This window comes from Brucella sp. (assembly GCF_032066345.1).
Classification (GTDB): domain Bacteria; phylum Pseudomonadota; class Alphaproteobacteria; order Rhizobiales; family Rhizobiaceae; genus Brucella; species Brucella pseudogrignonensis.
The window spans coordinates 46,828-63,877 of sequence record NZ_DAMBKZ010000020.1; the positions used below are offsets into that span (position 1 = coordinate 46,828).

The window sequence follows — 17,050 nt, forward strand, 5'->3', positions numbered from 1 at the left end:
CCATACGGCTAAATCAAAAACAAAAAGGGGAAACCAAAATGTTCAATCCAATTTCAATCCGCTCTGCACTCAGCATTGCGCTTCTTGGTCTCAGCGCCACATCCTTCCAAGCACATGCTGCTGACGATGAGACCTTGCGCGTCGCCATTCACTCTGATGTTGCGAGCATCAATCCGGGCGTCAATCGCGATGCCAATGCCGATATGGTTGTTGCCCATATTGCCGAAGGTCTGGTCGCTTATGGCGACGACCTCGCAATCAAGCCGATGCTGGCTGAGAGCTGGACCTCGAATGCCGATCATACGGTCTATGAATTCAAATTGCGCAAAGGCGTCAAGTTCCAGAATGGCAAAGACCTGACTGCCAAGGATGTCGTCTGGAATTTCGAGCGTTATCTCAAGCCGGATACAGCGTTTCAATGCGTCAATCGCTATAATGGCAAGGTCGATTCCGAGTTGAAGACGGTCGAGGCTGTTGATGACAACACGGTGCGCTTCAGCTTCGCAGCTCCTGCGCCAAACTTTGTCATCACCATGGCTACCATCCAGTGTACGCCTTGGATATTGAGCCCGGAATCCGTTGATGCAGATGGCAAGTTTGTAAAGCCGATTGGTACAGGTCCCTATGCTTTTTCCAAATGGGAGCGTGGCCGTTATCTGGACCTGACCCGTTTCGATGATTATTCGGCTCTGTCCGGCGATCTCGACGGTCTGGGAGGGAACAAGAAAGGTCATGTAAAGACCATTCAGTTCATGACTGTTCCGGATTCCAGCACGCGCACAAATGGTCTGCTTTCCGGTGAGATCGACTTCATCGATGAAGTGGAGCCAACTGGTGTCAAGGATCTGGAAGCGAAGGGCATGAAGGTCAATGTGCAGCAGACGCCTTCCTGGATGGTGCTTCAAATTCAGTCCACTTCCGATAAGCTGAAAGATCCGCAGATGCGTCAGGCAATTGCTCACGCCATCGATCTCAACCAGCTGGCAACGGCGATCGGTGAGGGCATTTATGCGCCAAACCCGTCGGTCATTGCATCAAACACCATCTATTCGGATAATCAGGCGGCTGCCTGGCCTGCATACGATCCTGCCAAAGCGCAGGAGCTGCTGACCAAGGCAGGATATAAGGGCGAACCGATCAGCCTTCTGGTCGCCAACCGCCAGAACCGGGTGCAGGTTGCCACGATTGTTCAGGCATTCCTTGCAGCCTCCGGCATCAATGCGCAGCTCGAAGTGCGCGACTGGGCGACCCAGCTCGATCAGTATCGTCGTGGCGCCTATGAACTTGCTGTTTTCGCTTATTCAGCCCGCCTTGATCCGCTGTTGTCTTTCCAGTCGATGATCGGTGACAAGAAGGCTGATGCCGCACGCCAGTGGGACGATGCCAAGGCGGAAGACCTTCTCAGCCAAGTTTCTGCGAAAAGCGACGTCGAAGAACGCAAGAAGCTCTTCAACGAACTCAACACGCTGATGGGTGAGCAGGTTCCGATCCTTGGTCTGGTAAACTTGCCATCGATCACAGCTGCCGGTCCAAAAGTGAACGATTTCAAGGGCTGGGCTGGTGATACGCTTCGCTTCTGGACGATCAGCAAGGCACAGTAAAACGCTCCGCTTCACGAGCTTAGCATTGGGATAACCCCATGACGTCTACATCCTTTGACTACACCCGGACCGACGCTGTCGGTCTGGGAGAGGCCATTCGCGCAAAAATTCTGTCGCCGCGTGAGGCTGTTCATGAGGCATTTGCAGCGATTGATCGGTGCAATCCTAAGCTGAATGCTGTGATCTACGAGATGCGCGATCAGGCGGAAGAACAGCTTAAATCGCTGCCAGAGGGTCCGCTTAGCGGTGTTCCGGTTCTGTTGAAGGATGATTGCCCTTCCTATGCCGGTGCAGCAATGTCCTTTGGATGTCGTGCGGCAGAGGGAAATATCTCGCAGCGCGATCATGAACTCGTCAAACGCTATAAGTCCGCTGGTCTGGTTGTGGTGGGTAAAACCAATTTGCCGGAGTTTTCCTGCAATATCGCAACGGAATCCTCGCTTCATGGTCCAGCACTCAATCCCTGGGATGTGACCCGCAGCATTGGCGGTTCTTCCGGCGGTGCGGCAGCGGCAGTTGCCGCACGCATGGTACCTGTGGCCTATGGCAATGACGGAGCAGGCTCGATCCGTATCCCCGCATCTTGTGGCGGACTTTTCGGGCTGCGTCCGTCGCGTGGGCGTGTCCCATGCGGTCCGGTTTCGACAGAAAACTGGGGCGGAATGGTCAGCCATCATGTGCTGACGCGCTCGGTTCGCGATTCCGCAATGATGCTTGATCTGACAGATGCGCTTGAACCGGGTTCGCTTTACGCAGCCCCGGCCAAGACGGACCTGTTCGTCAACAGTGTCAGAATGGCCCCGCGGAAACTTCGTATCGGCGTCTGGCAGAAGTCTGATCTGCGTCATGATCTGGATGAGGAGACAGTCGCAGCACTTGAGGCGACGATTGCGTTGTGCGAACGGCTCGGACATAACGTTGTTCGGGTGAAGCCTGATTTTGACGGCGTTCAGCTTGCAGATGCCGTACAAAAACTGATCGCCGTTTACACCGCAATTGAAGTGGCAGATGTTGCCGCGACAATGGCAAAGCCTGCCAATGACCTCTATTTTGAGCCTTCAAATCTGGGATTGGCCGCTTACGGCGATGGCTTGGCTGCGACAGAGGTTATTCAAGCGCGTTTGACCGCAAACAGTACGGCGCGCAGTTTTGGTCGTCTGTTTGAAGAATGCGATGTGGTGTTAAGCCCGGTCATGCCGGTTGGATCATTTCCGCTTGGGATGCTCGACGTGCGCTCACCCGACTGGAAGGGGTTTGGCCGACAGTTTCTCGAACTGACAACCTTCACCCATCCGGTCAACGCTGCTGGCTTGCCTGCGATGAGTGTCCCACTTCTCGAAACGTCTGATGGTTTGCCAATCGGCAGCCAGTTCATTGCTCCTTATGGGGCCGAAAATCTGCTATTCGAACTTGCAGGTCAGTTGGAAGCCATGTGCCCATGGTCTGATCGACTGCCCGCTATTCACGCCTGAAATCAAGAGACAAGCGATGCTCTATACAAAGCCCTATTTCCAGCCGTCCGATACGACCGAGGTTTTCGATCTCGTTGATAGAACGGTGCTTGGTACTTTGATCACCAGCCATGAGGGAGGCGTTGCTATATCGCACCCTGTCTTCATGATGGATCGAACACGCGGCGAAAGCGGCACACTGGTCTCCCATGTTGCTGCATCCAACGATCATGTTGAGTTTTTGAAACGCGGTCTGCCATCAATCGCAATCCTGATGGATGCTGGTCATTATGTATCATCGTCATGGTATCCGGGTTATCCGGAAAGGGACAGCGCGCCAACCTGGAGCTTTATGGTTGCTCATATCCATGGCGCGCCCAAAATTCTGTCGGAAGCAGCGACTGCCAAACATCTCCACGAGCTCGTCAAGCATATGGAAAAGGGTCGTGACAAGCCCTGGCAGATGAAGGAACTCGGTCCCGGCGGTCTGGAGCGGCGTCTGCCTAATATCGTCGGCTACGAAATGCCGATTGAGAAGATGGAAATCAAGTTCAAGCTCGGGCAGGACGAACGGTCGGCAGATATGAGTGCTGCGATCAAAAAACTCCGTGAAGAGGGGCGGGAAGACGTTGCCGAAATGATGGCGCGTCACTGCAAGCTTTAGAGTACCATGTGCCTGTTTTGGCGTGTGCAGCTCTCTATAAAACTTTGTAAATGCTGAATAATTTAACCTTAACCCGTTCCGGGTTTAAGGAAGTTACAATAAAAATCCAGATAGGGGATTTGAGTTGATGACGGGGCGGGGCGCTTTGTCGATATCAGGCACGTAATCCAGCATTCACAGTCATAGCAGGCAGCCGGTTTTAGCGAGTTCCGGCAGTCTGTTCTCAGCACGACGGAAAGTCTCTTTCCGCCGAAAAACTCCTATTGTCTAAAATCAAAGGGGACACCTACTCAAATGAAGAAAATTCTAGCTGCATCGGTCGCTGTTCTGGCAATGTCGCAAGTTGCAATGGCTGCCGATACCATTGTTGCACCCGAGCCTGAAGCTGTTGAATATGTTCGCGTTTGCGATGCCTATGGCAAGGGCTATTTCTATATTCCCGGAACCGAAACCTGCCTGCGTTTTGCTGGTTATGTGCGTTATGATGTCAGTGGTGGCGATAATGCTTATGCGCGCGTACCGAGCACCCGGGATATGGATACTTATGCGCAGCTGACCCGTTTCACCTTCCGCTCATTTACCGGAACCGAAACCGAACTTGGTACACTCAAGACAGTCACTGAAGTTCGTTATCAGTGGTACAATGGTGCAGATTCTTCATCGTCAGGCTCCCTGCGTCTCGGCTTTATCGAGCTGGGTGGTTTGCGCGTCGGTCTCGATCAATCGGCCTTTGTGACATTCACGGACTATTTGGGCAATGTGCTCAATGATGACGTCATTCTTGCCGGTGGTTATCGCACGAACCTCATCAGCTATACCTACAAAAACAAGGAGGGCTTCTCGGCTACCTTGTCACTTGAACAGGGTGGAAACACAGATGCGGACGTCGATGTTACCATCGATGATTACATGCCGCATGTGGTGGGTGGTCTGAAATATGCACAGTCATGGGGTAGCATTGCAGGTGTAGCGGCCTATGACGCGCGCAACGAAGAATGGGCAGGTAAGGTCAAGGTCGACCTCAAATTGAACGACAAGTTCTCGGTCTGGTCGCAGTTCGCCTATAAATCCAATGATGACCATTACAAAGCCAATGCCAATGGCGAAGTCTATCGTATGGTGGACAGCTTCTACGGTACATGGGGTGGCGATTGGGCTTTGTGGGGCGGTCTTGCCTATCAGGCAACAGAAAAGGCAAAGCTCAACCTGCAGGTTGGTTATGATGCCAGCGAAACGCTGATGGCGACCGGCAATGTGAGCTATGCACTGGTGCCGGGCTTCAACATCACCCCGGAACTCACCTATGTTCAGTGGAATAACAAGCGTATTGCGCTTGATGGTGAAGACGCATTCGGTTTGAAAGTCCGCTTCCAGCGTTCATTCTAAGTGGTCAAAGAGAACTGGCGCTGTCTGTATGCAGGCAGCGCCAGCGGCTAACCATCAGGCGCTGTCTTTGAAGAGGACGCTCTGGTCGAAAAGATAGCGATGGGAGAGCGGCAGGCTTGCAGCGCCCATCGCTTTCCCATGAACACCGACTTTCCCTTCAATGATTTCGGGTGCCGAAAGACCTTGCAGGTCAATGCGCGTTAACTCAAGCTTCGTTGCTTCGACGATCCTATGGCGGACATTTTCTGGCAACCAGCCGTCAATAATCGCTGCAGGGAAATCAATCACAGATGCAGCTGCAACTGCCGCATGGGCCAGGCCGCGGGCGGCCAATGCAACCCACTCGTCTAGTAATTGACCGAAATCCGGCCAGCGTTCCGGGGAAAGCCACAGCTCTTCCGACGAGATACCGTGCTCACGCAACATGCGTTCAAGTACGAAAAGCGAGGCAGTATCGATCAACTGAATTGTTTCGCGAGCATCGTCTGTTCCGCGCATACGCATAGGCATGGAGCCAAGCGCTCCAGCGTTGCCGGTGCGACCGGGATAGAGTGTGTTGTTTAGAACCACACCACCACCGATAAATGACCCGATTGAGAAATAGACGAAATCGGTAAATTCAGGCCCGCGCCCGAATGTCAGCTCGGCGCCGCAGGCGGCAGTTCCGTCATTTTGCAGAAAAACAGGAAATGGCAAAGCTGACCCGAAATCATGGATCAGATCGGCATCAAGCCAAGCATTCATATCGGCGGCAGGTGCACCAACTTCCTCGACCCAGTTCCAGAGTTCGAACGGAAGCGCAATACCGAGGCCCGCAATACGGGTGCGTTTATCTGCGTCAAGTGCCGCAGTAAACTCATTGATGCTGTCGAAAGCAAATTGGCGAATTTTATCGGGAACGGGCCAGGAATATGTGACGTGGCGGCGCTGCCGAATGTGACCGAGAAAATCCATCAGGATGATCTCTGCACTGCGCCGTCCAATCTTGAGGCCAAAGGAAAAAACACCATCGGCAGCAAGCCGCATGGGCATGGATGGTTGCCCCACACGCCCGCGCACGCGTTCGCCTTGTGTAATGAGGCCATCTTTTTCGAGTTCGCGAATGATCACAGAAATGGTTTGTGCGGAAAGCCCGGTCTTCCTCGCAATATCAGCGCGCGCCATTGCACCATGTCGGCGCACCAGCGCCAGTACAAGGCGTTCATTATAGGCGCGAACGCCAATCTGATTGGACCCACGATTAATACTCGCCCCGGTTTCGGCAAATTGTGGCAAAGCGGATCCAGCTGCTGCGGGTTCGCCGCGCTGCTCAGAACCACGTTCTGAAGTGTGCCTGACCATATCCTCTCCCAAGGTCCCGCATGTTGAAGTCGCGCCCGGAAATGTGTGAAACGATCTTCGGAACAAGATGCGCGAATAAACATAAGCTTAGCGCGTCGATCTGGTTCAATCAGATCCAAGCACGCTTTATCGTCGATTGGCCTACTCCACTCGATGAAGCAGAAAAAGCCCTTCTTTGTCTAACATGTTAAATAAAAACATCAACTTAAGCGCCGGAATCGTATTTTAAGCAAACAAGCCAGCCTCAATCTCCCAGCCAGAGAGTGGCACAGCAAATTAATAAATCAAGTGGATTTATTAATTGACTCTCTTGCGAAGCCGTGTTTTGCTTTCATCACGCCGGGGGAAGAGGAACCGGTTTCACTCTGGGAGGAGTTCATGAAGAAGACAGTTCTCTCGGCAGCGGTTGCTGCCTTTACGCTTGGTGTGGCCGCTTCGGTTGCAGGCCCAGCCAATGCGGCGGATGTTGGTGCTTGCCTGATTACCAAGACCGACACCAATCCCTTCTTCGTCAAGATGAAGGAAGGCGCGATTGCAAAAGCCAAGGAGCTAGGCGTCAATCTCAAGACTTATGCAGGCAAGATCGACGGCGATTCCGAAAGTCAGGTAGCGGCAATCGAAACCTGTATTGCGGATGGTGCCAAGGGCATTCTGATTACCGCTTCTGACACAAAGGGCATCGTACCGTCGCTGCAAAAAGCTCGTGACGCGGGTGCGTTGATCATTGCGCTTGATACGCCGCTAGAACCAGCGGATGCAGCAGATGCCACTTTCGCGACAGACAACTTCCTTGCGGGCGAACTGGTCGGCAAATGGGCCGCGGCAACACTTGGCGATAAGGTCAAGGATGCACGCGTGGCTTTCCTTAACCTCACCGCGTCGCAGCCAAGCGTTGACGTTCTGCGCGATCAGGGTTTTGCCGTTGGCTTTGGCATCGACCCGAAAGACAAGACCAAGCTTGGTGATGAAGATGATCCACGCATTGTGGGTCGTGATTTGACTGATGGTAATGAAGAAGGTGGCCGTCGCGCGATGGAAAACCTTCTCCAGAAAGATCCGACCATCAATGTCGTTCATACGATCAACGAACCTGCTGCAGCTGGTGCTTATGAAGCACTCAAGGCCGTGGGCCGTGAAAAAGACGTGCTTATCGTTTCGATCGATGGCGGTTGCCCAGGCGTTAAAAACGTCGAAGCTGGTGTAATTGGTGCAACGTCGCAGCAATACCCGCTGCAGATGGCAGCGCTTGGCATCGAAGCTATCAAAAAATTCGCGGATAGCGGCGAAAAGCCAAAGCCGACAGAAGGCAAGACCTTCGTCGATACGGGCGTGGCGCTGGTCACTGACAAGCCAGTCGAGGGTGTGGAATCAATCGACACCAAAACTGCGCTCGGCAAGTGCTGGGGTTAAAAGCTTAGAGCATTTCCGGTTTTGATTGAGTCATTGGAAATGCTCTATCCATTTGTTTTTACGCGCTTCTTGTTCCGAAAACCGCTTCGCTCGTTTCGAGATGCGCTCTAGTGATAACTCGCATCCGGCAGCTTTTGCCGGATGCTCTTGCGCCTTAGAGCGCGGTTCGATCCGATTGGATCAGATCGGCGCTCTAAAAGTTTGTTTTAACGCGCATCTTTATCCGAAAACCGTTTCACACTTTTCGGGATGCGCTCTAAAGCAGGAGATAGACATGAGTGAGCCGCAGGCGACGACTACCCCTGTAAAAGCATCAATGCAGGAATATGAAAAATCGCTCTCCCAAAGCGCAAGCGATGTCGCATCTTTTGATGCGGGCGATCAGTCTTTGCTCTATCGCCTCCGGCATTTTCTGCATCACAATCCCGCGGCTGTACCGCTGATTGTGCTGGTTATGTCGTTGCTGGTCTTCGGCATAACACTTGGTGGAAAGTTTTTCTCGGCTTTCGCGTTGACACTTATTCTACAGCAAGTTGCGATTACAGGCATCGTGGCTGCGGCGCAGACTTTGGTGATCCTTACCGCCGGCATCGATCTCTCGGTTGGCGCAATCATGGTCTTATCTTCCGTGGTCATGGGGCAGTTCACATTCCGCTATGGCTTGCCTGCAGAGCTTTCCATCCTGTTCGGCTTTGCTACCGGTGCGCTTTGCGGCTTCATCAACGGGTTCTTGATCGCTTATGTGCGGTTGCCACCATTTATTGTCACGCTTGGCATGTGGCAGGTGATCCTGGCGACGAATTTTCTTTATTCCTCGAATGAAACCATTCGTGCACAGGAGATTACGGCAGAGGCGCCTATCCTGCAGTTTTTTGGAGAAAGCATTCGCGTAGGTGGGGCGGTCTTCACCTATGGCGTTATCGCGATGGTACTTTTGGTTTTGTTGCTCTGGTTCGTGCTAAATCACACGGCCTGGGGGCGCCATGTCTATGCCATCGGCGATGATCCGGAGGCTGCAAAACTATCAGGCGTTTCGGTTAAGCCGATACTCATGTCGGTTTATGTTCTGGCAGGTCTTATTTGCGCACTTGCTGGCTGGGCTATGATCGGGCGCCTGGGTTCTGTGTCACCAACCGCTGGGCAGTTTGCCAACATTGAATCCATTACGGCTGTCGTGATTGGTGGGATTTCGCTCTTCGGCGGACGTGGGTCCATCCTTGGCACAATGTTTGGCGCGCTGATTGTTGGTGTTTTTTCGCTGGGCTTGCGCTTGTGGGGTACAGATCCGCAATGGACCTATCTCCTTATTGGTGTTCTTATTATTGCTGCCGTTGCCATTGACCAATGGATCAGAAAGGCTGCCGCATGAAAACCTCTACAACACCGGTTCTTTCCGCACGCGGTCTCGTCAAGCGTTATGGGCGCGTCACTGCACTCGATCATGCCGACTTTGACCTCTATCCGGGAGAAATCCTTGCTGTCATTGGCGACAACGGCGCTGGCAAATCTTCGCTTATTAAAGCGCTGTCAGGGGCCATCCGTCCCGATGAAGGCGAGATATTGCTTGATGGCAAGCCAGTCAGTTTCCATTCGCCAATGGAAGCGCGCCATGCAGGTATTGAGACGGTTTATCAGAATCTTGCTCTTTCTCCTGCGCTTTCCATTGCGGATAATTTGTTTCTTGGACGCGAAATCCGCCGCAAGGGACCGCTTGGTTCATTACTCAGGATGCTTGATCGTGGAGCGATGGAAAAGATCGCGCGGGAAAAGCTGTCTGAACTCGGCCTGATGACCATCCAGAACATTGGTCAGGCGGTGGAAACCCTTTCCGGCGGTCAACGGCAAGGTGTCGCGGTTGCACGCGCTGCGGCCTTCGGTTCAAAGGTCGTCATCATGGATGAGCCGACGGCGGCACTTGGCGTAAAGGAATCCCGCCGCGTTCTGGAGCTTATTCAGGATGTGAAGGCACGAGGAATGCCGATTGTGCTGATCTCGCACAACATGCCGCATGTTTTTGAAGTGGCTGATCGCATCCATATTCATCGTCTTGGTAAGCGACTGACGGTAGTCGATCCGAAGGAATATTCGATGTCGGATGCAGTGGCCTTGATGACAGGCGCAATGGCGCCGCGTTCTGAGGCCGCCTGATCCGCTACTCTGTGAACATCACATCAAGCGGCAGATGCGCTTTGACGATCGGTGATTTGAGGACAACGAAGCTAAAATATTTATCTATGCCGATATCCATATCGATCAGGCGTTCCATGATCGTCTGATACTCGACAATTCCGGCGGTGACGAACTTCATCAGATAATCGTAGCCGCCGGAAACCAGATGACACTCAATAACGGAATCGATCTTCTCGACGGTGGCAAGAAATCGCGCAAAATCGATCTGACGATGGTTTTTGAGCGTAATCTCAGTGAAAACCGTCAATGTCTGTCCAAGCTTCGAAACATTGATCTGCGCGGAATAGCCGGTGATATAACCTTCAGATTGCAGCTTTTTCACCCGCATGAGGCAGGGACTGGGTGAAAGGTTGACGAGTTCTGCAAGCTCGACATTGGTTATCCGCCCATTCTTCTGCATTTCGGATAGAATTTTGATGTCGATTTTATCGAGCTTCATAGCAAAACCAGTTATTCGGTACTTTCGGTTGAGATTATTATCTTTTTCCCCGGAAGCTGCAATCGCGCCATGCTCTGTTTCTGATATTCAGTAGAGCCACGCACTGCACGCTGTTTGGGCGCAATAATCGCCTGTCAAAACGACGCCAAACCATACGAAATTCTGTGTAAAGACAAACTCCAACGCATCAAGCGGAACGTACAGCACTAGGATATGCGAAACATCGGAGTCCTGCGCATGTCTGCACCGCTTTTACACATCGAAACCAGTCCAACCTTGCCAAGTGAGGCGGATGTCGTTGTGATTGGTGGTGGCGTAGTGGGCGTTTTCACAGCCTATTATCTAGCGCGTAGCGGCGTAAAAGTGGCTCTTGTTGAAAAGGGGCGTATCGCTGCGGAGCAATCGAGCCGAAACTGGGGCTGGTGTCGACAACAAAACCGCGATGCCCGTGAGCTTCCCATGGCTACAAAAAGCCTCGAGCTTTGGGACAAGATTGCAGAAGAAACCGGAGAAGATCCCGGTTTTCGCCGGTGCGGCCTTCTTTATCTGTCGCAGGATGAGGCGGAGATTGCGGGCTGGGCCCGCTGGCGGGATTTTGCAAAAACAGTGGGCGTTACCACGCATATGCTCAGCACGGGTGAGGCTGCTGAGCGCGGCAAAGCAACCGGGCAGAGCTGGAAAGGCGGTGTTTTCTCGCCAACTGACGGAATTGCTGATCCGTCACGCGCAGTTCCTGTGGTGGCTCGAAGTATCATGGCAGCCGGCGGAACTGTTCATCAGAACTGTGCCGCCCGTGGACTTGAATTAAGCGGTGGTCGTGTCAGCGGTGTTGTAACGGAGTCGGGTACCATCCGCACAAAGACTGTTGTAATGGCGGGTGGTGCATGGGCATCCTCCTTCTGCAACCAGCTTGGCATTCGTTTTCCGCAGGCCGCAGTTCGTGCTTCCATTTTATCCGTCGCATCCGGCGTTGTTGGTTTGCCCGATGCATTGCACACGGCTCAAGTGTCGCTGACGCGCCGTATGGATGGGGGTTATACACTCGCGATCAGCGGTCGCGCGCGCGTTGACGTGACGCCGCAGCAATTGCGTTTCAGCCGTGAGTTTGTACCGATGTTCATGCGCCGCTGGCGCAGCCTTGCTCCCGGCGGCATTCAAGGCTGGTGTTCTGGGCATGAAACATTGACCAAGTGGCGGTTGGATGAAGTGACGCCGATGGAGCGCAATCGCATTCTCAACCCCAAGCCCGACGAAGGGCAGATTGGTTTAACGTATCAAAGGGCGCAGGAACTATTACCAGCGCTAGCTGGAGTGCCAATTGCAAATCGCTGGGCTGGTTATATCGACAGCACGCCCGATGGCGTACCGGCAATAGGAGAAATTGAAACTGTTCCGGGTTTCATTCTGGCGGCAGGCTTCAGTGGTCATGGTTTTGGCATTGGCCCTGGTGCCGGGCATATGATTGCCGATGTCATTTTGGGACGCAAGCCGATTGTCGAGCCGAGCTCATATAAGCCCGAACGCTTGAATAAAAGCGCATGGGGTAAGGTGGCAGATTTTTAGTTTCCGCATCTGATGTGATCAAAATCACAAAATCTCAGCCAAACGGGGCGCCAGCACTTACAGAATGATCGAAAACTAGCTAAATAAGGTGAATTCCCCGCCTGCATGGCGCGGAAATGCGAAACCGTAACAAGGCTGGACGATGTTTGAGTTTGATGACCCGCGATTTCGACCTCTGTGGATACGGGTATTGATCTTAGGAAGCTGTCTGGCATGGGCTGCGTTTGAGGTTTCGATGGGCGCAATCGGTTGGGCCATGCTGTTCGGAGCGCTTGGCCTCTGGTCGGCTTACCGCTTCTTTGTGACATTTGATCCCGACAAGAAAAAGCAGGATTAACAGGGCTCTTAGCTTTTAAGCCCGCCAAAGCGCAATTCGCTGCGACACCAAAAATTCGCTTCAATATTTGAAAAGAGAGTGGGGAATCGCCCCGGATTCAGGCCTTCCTCATGTGTTTCGTGTGAGGAGATGACGCTGCGTATCTCTAATTAACATCATTTTAAAACATATTATCACATTTAAATCGTTATAATGTTATCCACATGATTGTGATGATATCAGAACGGTGTTACGTCCTCCGTGTCTCGGCCCACGATCGGGCGTGTCTTGAAGACATACGCATGGAGATTGCCAGTAAATGAATTCCGTTTCCCCCGCTTCCAACGTGCTGCAACTGCCTCTTTTTAAGGAGCAGGGCCAATGACGATGGTAGGTAATTTCGCACCACTGGTTCTTGCAGGCGACAATGATCGTGTGGATGCGCAGGCTGCTGGCGAGTATCTGGACACTTGGGCAGGTCAGGATGGCCTGCGTCTTGCAACGAGCAACGTCATCAAGGCCATTCTCGCAGGTTCAGGCCGTCTCGCTGGTCGCATCGCGCGCGGCTCGCTACCGGGTGATCCGGGTAAGCTGGTTGGCGTCAACAGCGATTCTGATCAGCAGAAGAGCATCGATGTCGGCTCACACAATCTCTTCGTTGAACTGCTGATTGCGGCGGGTGCTGCATCAGTTCTGTCCGAAGAAGCGGATCTTCCTGTTAAGGGCAAAGCGGATGGTCTGGTTGCGGTTGCAATCGACCCGCTCGACGGCTCAGGAAATGTTGGCCTCGGCGCGCCGCTCGGCACCATTTTTTCGATCTTTCCTGCGGATACGGCAGAGCCATTCCTTCAGCCCGGCAATCGCCAGCTGGCAGCAGGTTATGTCTCGTTCGGCAATTCGATTGATCTCGCCTTCTCGGTCGGCGAAGGCGTTCTTTTCGCGACGCTTGATCCGGTCAGCGGTATCTTCCAGATCACCCGCAAGAATGTGACGCTTCCAGAGCGCACGTCCGATCTCGCCTATAACGCATCCGTTTATCGTCATCTTTCGGCTGGCATGAAGGCCTATGTCGATGATTGCTACAACGGCAAGGACGGTCCGCGCGGACGCAATTTCAATATGCGCTGGTTGGGTGCAGCTGTCGGCGACATGCATCGCATCATGCAGCGCGGCGGCATCTTCTTCTACGTAGACGATGCGCGTCCGGGTTATGAAAAAGGCCGTCTGCGCCTCGTTTATGAAGCCAATCCGATTGCTTTCCTCAGCCAGCAGGCTGGTGGCAAGGCGACCAACGGTTCCACACCGATCCTCGATATCGTTCCCGAAACCTACCACGAGCGCAGCGCGCTGGTGTTCGGTGTTGCGGAAGAAGTCGATGTTCTCGGCGAATATTACGCGCGTCCGCGCAATTAACTAAGAGGAAACTCAGATGGCACGTATTACGCTGCGTCAATTGCTCGACCACGCTGCTGAACACAGCTATGGCGTTCCGGCTTTCAACATCAACAACATGGAACAGGCGCTCGCCATCATGGAAGCGGCGGATGCGACCAATGCGCCGGTGATCCTGCAGGCTTCGCGCGGTGCGCGTTCCTATGCAAATGATATCATGTTGCGCCACATGATGGATGCGGTCACGGAAATCTATCCGCATATTCCAGTTTGCGTGCATCTCGATCACGGCAACGAAGCTGCCACTTGCATGACTGCAATTCAGGCAGGCTTTACCTCCGTCATGATGGACGGCTCGCTCAAGGCTGATGGCAAGACCCCTGCCGACTGGGACTACAACGTCTCCGTTACGCGTCAGGTCAGTGAAATGTCCCATCTTGGTGGCATTTCGGTTGAAGGTGAGCTTGGTGTTCTCGGTTCGCTCGAAACCGGTATGGGTGAGGCAGAAGACGGTCACGGTGCGGAAGGTCAGCTTTCGCATGACCAGCTTCTGACAGACCCGGATGAAGCCGTGAAATTCGTGCGTGAAACCAAGGTTGATGCACTGGCAATCGCTATGGGCACCTCGCATGGCGCTTACAAGTTCAGCCGCAAGCCAGATGGTTCCGTGCTTGCAATGAACGTGATCGAAGAGATCCATCGTAAGCTGCCAAACACGCATCTTGTCATGCATGGATCGTCTTCGGTGCCGGAAGATTTGCAGGAAATCATCAACAAGTATGGCGGCAAGATGAAGCCAACCTGGGGTGTGCCTGTTGAAGAAATCCAGCGCGGTATCAAGCATGGCGTACGCAAGATCAACATCGACACTGATAACCGCATGGCGCTGACGGGCCAGATTCGCCGCGTGTTGCAGGAAGACCCGAGCGAGTTCGATCCGCGCAAGTATCTCAAGCCTGCAATGGCTGCGATGACCAAGCTTTGCAAGGATCGCTTCGAGCAGTTCGGCACCGCTGGCCATGCTCAGTCAATTCGTCCGATCCCGCTGTCGGATATGGCAAAGCGTTATCGCGATGGTTCGCTGGATCCGAAGTTCAGCTAAAATAGTCTAGCTTCAATATAAAAAAGCGGCGGGAAAACCCGCCGCTTTTTGTGTTTTGGGACGTTGTTCAGACAATCAGCACTTGTTGTACTTGGCGTCGACTTCGTTGATCGCGTCAACATTGCCAGCCGAACGGCCATTTTCGTCAAAAGTCTGTGCAAGGAACGCATCAGCAATGGTCTTTGCAACTTCCGAACCGATAACGCGTGCGCCCATGGTGATGATCTGCGCGTTGTTGGAGAGTGCTGCACGTTCTGCCGAATAGGTGTCGTGGGTCAGCGCTGCGCGGATGCCAGGAACCTTGTTGGCTGCAATGCAAACACCGATACCGGTGCCGCAAACCAGAATTGCGCGGTCATAAGTGCCGTCGAGAATGGCGGATGCAACGCGGTCCGAGAGGTTTGCGTAGAATGTGTCTGCGCCAGCGTCCGTGCGGGAGATTTCGGACACTTCAAAACGATCCTTCAGATAATCTGCAAGAACCTTGGCCAGACCTTCACCGGCGCTATCGCCTGCTACTGCTACTTTCATGATATTGCTCCTTAATTAGCTTTGATGGTTTTGGCGCATTTCGCCAGAATATCGAGATAGCCTTCCACGTTCCATGCCGAACGGCCAATGAACAGGCCGTCGATATGCGGGCAGGCAATGAGTTCTTCGCAGTTGCCGGGATTGACCGAGCCGCCATAGAGACATGGCACGCGACGGCCAAGGATACCTTCAGCAACAGCAATAATTTCGGCCTGGCGGGCATCGGCGTAATCTGCCGAGGCTGGAATGCCATTTTCACCAATTGCCCAGACAGGCTCATAGGCAAACAGGATTTCGGCCTTTTTCTGTTCGTCCGAAAGCTTGGAAAGTGCACCGCGCACTTCTTCAGCAAGCACTTCCGCAGCGCGTCCGCTTTCGCGGTCTTCGAGCGTTTCGCCAATGCAGATAAGCGGGATCAGGCCGTGACGAACGGCTGCTTCAACCTTGAGGCCAACAGTTTCGTTGGTTTCGCCAAAGTTTGCGCGGCGTTCTGAATGGCCGAGCTCTACGATGTCGAGGTTGCAATCTTTCAGCATCAACGGCGAAATTTCGCCAGTCCATGCACCCTGATCAGCCCAGTGCATGTTCTGCGCGCCAACCTTGACGGAGGTTTCCGACAGAATTTCCTTCACTTCACGAACATAAGTAAACGGCGGAATGACGAAGCGCTGGATGTCTGCCGAGCGGTCAGCATCGGCGTCCTTCAGTGCGTCCGCGAAAACGCGTGCTTCCGCAAGCGTCTTGTTCATTTTCCAGCTCGTACCTACCCAGAACTTGGACATGCTTGAATGGTCTTTCTTCTCGTGTGTTATTCTGCAATTGTCAGTTTGATGCCTGCCGGCTCAAGTTCAGCCACAAGTGCATCGCCCGGTGATTTATCCGTGATGATCGCATCGAAATCGCCAAGATCAGCCATCACATGCAGGGCCGTGCGGCGGAAACGCTGATGATTGACCAGCAGGCATGTGCGGGTTGCCGACGCAGTCATGGCGCGCTTGGTGCGGACGACGTTTTCATCCATATGGTAGACCAGACGCCCATTGACCGCAGGCGCGGAAATGAAGGCAATATCTGCGCTGAGTTTTGACAGCGCTTCTTCGGTCAGCAGGCCAAAGAACGCATTGAACTTTGCCGAAAATACCCCGCCGAGCGCGATCAGATTGATGCCGCCTTCGCCTTTGAGGTTTTCGATGATGACCGCATTGTTGGTAATCACCGTCAGCGGGCGTTTTTCGATCAACATGCTTCCGAGAACTGCGGCGGTGGAACCGTCATTAATCATCACGGTCATGCCAGGTTCGATCAGGTCAAGGGCCGCGCGGCCCATCTCGATCTTGGCTTCGTTATCCTGCTGGACGCGAAAACGGAAATCGCTTTCAAACTGAGAGCCAGCATCCATGGTTGCGCCGCCGCGTACTTTGCGCAGCACGCCGGATTCTTCAAGAGAATCCAGATCGCGATGGATGGTCATCTTGGAGACAGCAAAGCGCTCGGAAAGATCATCGAGATCGACTGCATGATTTTCAATCAGCAGATTGATGATCGCCTGTCTTCTTTCGTCGCGTTTCACGGAATTTCCGATCTCAGAGCGTGTTTGTTTATCACACAAACTTAAATCACAAAATCACAAAACAATCTATATAAAATGTGATTTTGTGATATTT

Annotated in this window: 16 protein-coding genes; 11 read left to right on the top strand and 5 right to left on the bottom strand. The window is 53.1% G+C overall.

Annotation, left to right across the window (positions count from 1 at the left end; all coding sequences use genetic code 11):
- Positions 1 to 38 precede the first annotated feature (38 nt).
- The 4 genes from RT142_RS19850 to RT142_RS19865 all read left to right on the top strand — a co-directional run bounded on the left by RT142_RS19850 (position 39) and on the right by RT142_RS19865 (position 5,102).
- Complete coding sequence (locus tag RT142_RS19850) at positions 39 to 1,601, top strand: ABC transporter substrate-binding protein (RefSeq protein ID WP_313030949.1); 1,563 nt, start codon at positions 39 to 41, stop codon at positions 1,599 to 1,601.
- A 38-nt stretch (positions 1,602 to 1,639) separates the two neighbouring features.
- A complete protein-coding gene (locus RT142_RS19855) occupies positions 1,640 to 3,073 on the top strand; it encodes an amidase (protein WP_313030953.1) in 1,434 nt (477 codons plus the stop codon).
- A 16-nt stretch (positions 3,074 to 3,089) separates the two neighbouring features.
- Complete coding sequence (locus RT142_RS19860) at positions 3,090 to 3,716, top strand: FMN-binding negative transcriptional regulator (RefSeq protein ID WP_113158449.1); 627 nt, start codon at positions 3,090 to 3,092, stop codon at positions 3,714 to 3,716.
- Positions 3,717 to 4,010: 294 nt separating this feature from the next.
- Positions 4,011 to 5,102: a porin gene (locus RT142_RS19865; protein WP_313030960.1), complete on the top strand. Its 1,092-nt coding sequence runs from the start codon at positions 4,011 to 4,013 to the stop codon at positions 5,100 to 5,102.
- Between the two features lie 54 nt (positions 5,103 to 5,156).
- Here the strand turns inward: RT142_RS19865 and RT142_RS19870 are convergent, their stop codons facing one another.
- Positions 5,157 to 6,443 carry an ROK family transcriptional regulator gene (locus tag RT142_RS19870; protein ID WP_313030964.1) on the bottom strand — a complete coding sequence of 429 codons (1,287 nt, stop codon included), beginning with the start codon at positions 6,441 to 6,443 and terminating at the stop codon, positions 5,157 to 5,159.
- 378 nt (positions 6,444 to 6,821) lie between these two features.
- Between RT142_RS19870 and RT142_RS19875 the strand changes: the two genes are divergently transcribed.
- The 3 genes from RT142_RS19875 (at position 6,822) to RT142_RS19885 (ending at position 10,001) form a co-directional block, all read left to right on the top strand.
- Complete coding sequence (locus RT142_RS19875; protein ID WP_064321480.1) at positions 6,822 to 7,853, top strand: sugar ABC transporter substrate-binding protein; 1,032 nt, start codon at positions 6,822 to 6,824, stop codon at positions 7,851 to 7,853.
- A gap of 274 nt (positions 7,854 to 8,127) precedes the next feature.
- Positions 8,128 to 9,222 (top strand): ABC transporter permease, encoded by a 1,095-nt coding sequence (locus RT142_RS19880; RefSeq protein WP_007878280.1) that lies wholly within the window; start codon positions 8,128 to 8,130, stop codon positions 9,220 to 9,222.
- Positions 9,219 to 10,001: an ATP-binding cassette domain-containing protein gene (locus RT142_RS19885; RefSeq protein WP_007878281.1), complete on the top strand. Its 783-nt coding sequence runs from the start codon at positions 9,219 to 9,221 to the stop codon at positions 9,999 to 10,001. The genes RT142_RS19880 and RT142_RS19885 overlap by 4 nt, the downstream gene beginning before the upstream one ends.
- A gap of 4 nt (positions 10,002 to 10,005) precedes the next feature.
- Here RT142_RS19885 and RT142_RS19890 read toward each other — a convergent pair whose 3' ends face one another.
- Positions 10,006 to 10,482: an Lrp/AsnC family transcriptional regulator gene (locus RT142_RS19890; RefSeq protein WP_007878283.1), complete on the bottom strand. Its 477-nt coding sequence runs from the start codon at positions 10,480 to 10,482 to the stop codon at positions 10,006 to 10,008.
- A 237-nt stretch (positions 10,483 to 10,719) separates the two neighbouring features.
- Between RT142_RS19890 and RT142_RS19895 the strand changes: the two genes are divergently transcribed.
- From RT142_RS19895 to fba, 4 genes are all read left to right on the top strand, one after another.
- On the top strand, positions 10,720 to 12,045 hold the full coding sequence (locus RT142_RS19895; RefSeq protein WP_313030970.1) for an FAD-binding oxidoreductase: 1,326 nt from the start codon (positions 10,720 to 10,722) through the stop codon (positions 12,043 to 12,045).
- 190 nt (positions 12,046 to 12,235) lie between these two features.
- Entirely contained in the window at positions 12,236 to 12,382 is a 147-nt protein-coding gene (locus tag RT142_RS19900) for a hypothetical protein (protein WP_313030972.1), read from the top strand.
- A gap of 360 nt (positions 12,383 to 12,742) precedes the next feature.
- A complete protein-coding gene (locus RT142_RS19905; RefSeq protein WP_007878285.1) occupies positions 12,743 to 13,774 on the top strand; it encodes a class 1 fructose-bisphosphatase in 1,032 nt (343 codons plus the stop codon).
- Positions 13,775 to 13,790: 16 nt separating this feature from the next.
- Positions 13,791 to 14,855 carry a class II fructose-bisphosphate aldolase gene (gene fba, locus RT142_RS19910; RefSeq protein WP_064321482.1) on the top strand — a complete coding sequence of 355 codons (1,065 nt, stop codon included), beginning with the start codon at positions 13,791 to 13,793 and terminating at the stop codon, positions 14,853 to 14,855.
- Positions 14,856 to 14,930: 75 nt separating this feature from the next.
- Here fba and RT142_RS19915 read toward each other — a convergent pair whose 3' ends face one another.
- Genes RT142_RS19915 through RT142_RS19925 form a run of 3 tightly spaced genes read right to left on the bottom strand, consistent with a single transcriptional unit; the run spans position 14,931 to position 16,956 of the window.
- Positions 14,931 to 15,386 (bottom strand): RpiB/LacA/LacB family sugar-phosphate isomerase, encoded by a 456-nt coding sequence (locus RT142_RS19915; RefSeq protein WP_194779434.1) that lies wholly within the window; start codon positions 15,384 to 15,386, stop codon positions 14,931 to 14,933.
- An 11-nt stretch (positions 15,387 to 15,397) separates the two neighbouring features.
- Positions 15,398 to 16,168, bottom strand: a complete 771-nt coding sequence (locus RT142_RS19920) for a triose-phosphate isomerase (RefSeq protein ID WP_007878293.1) — start codon at positions 16,166 to 16,168, stop codon at positions 15,398 to 15,400.
- Between the two features lie 26 nt (positions 16,169 to 16,194).
- A complete protein-coding gene (locus tag RT142_RS19925; RefSeq protein WP_007878294.1) occupies positions 16,195 to 16,956 on the bottom strand; it encodes a DeoR/GlpR family DNA-binding transcription regulator in 762 nt (253 codons plus the stop codon).
- Positions 16,957 to 17,050 lie beyond the last annotated feature (94 nt).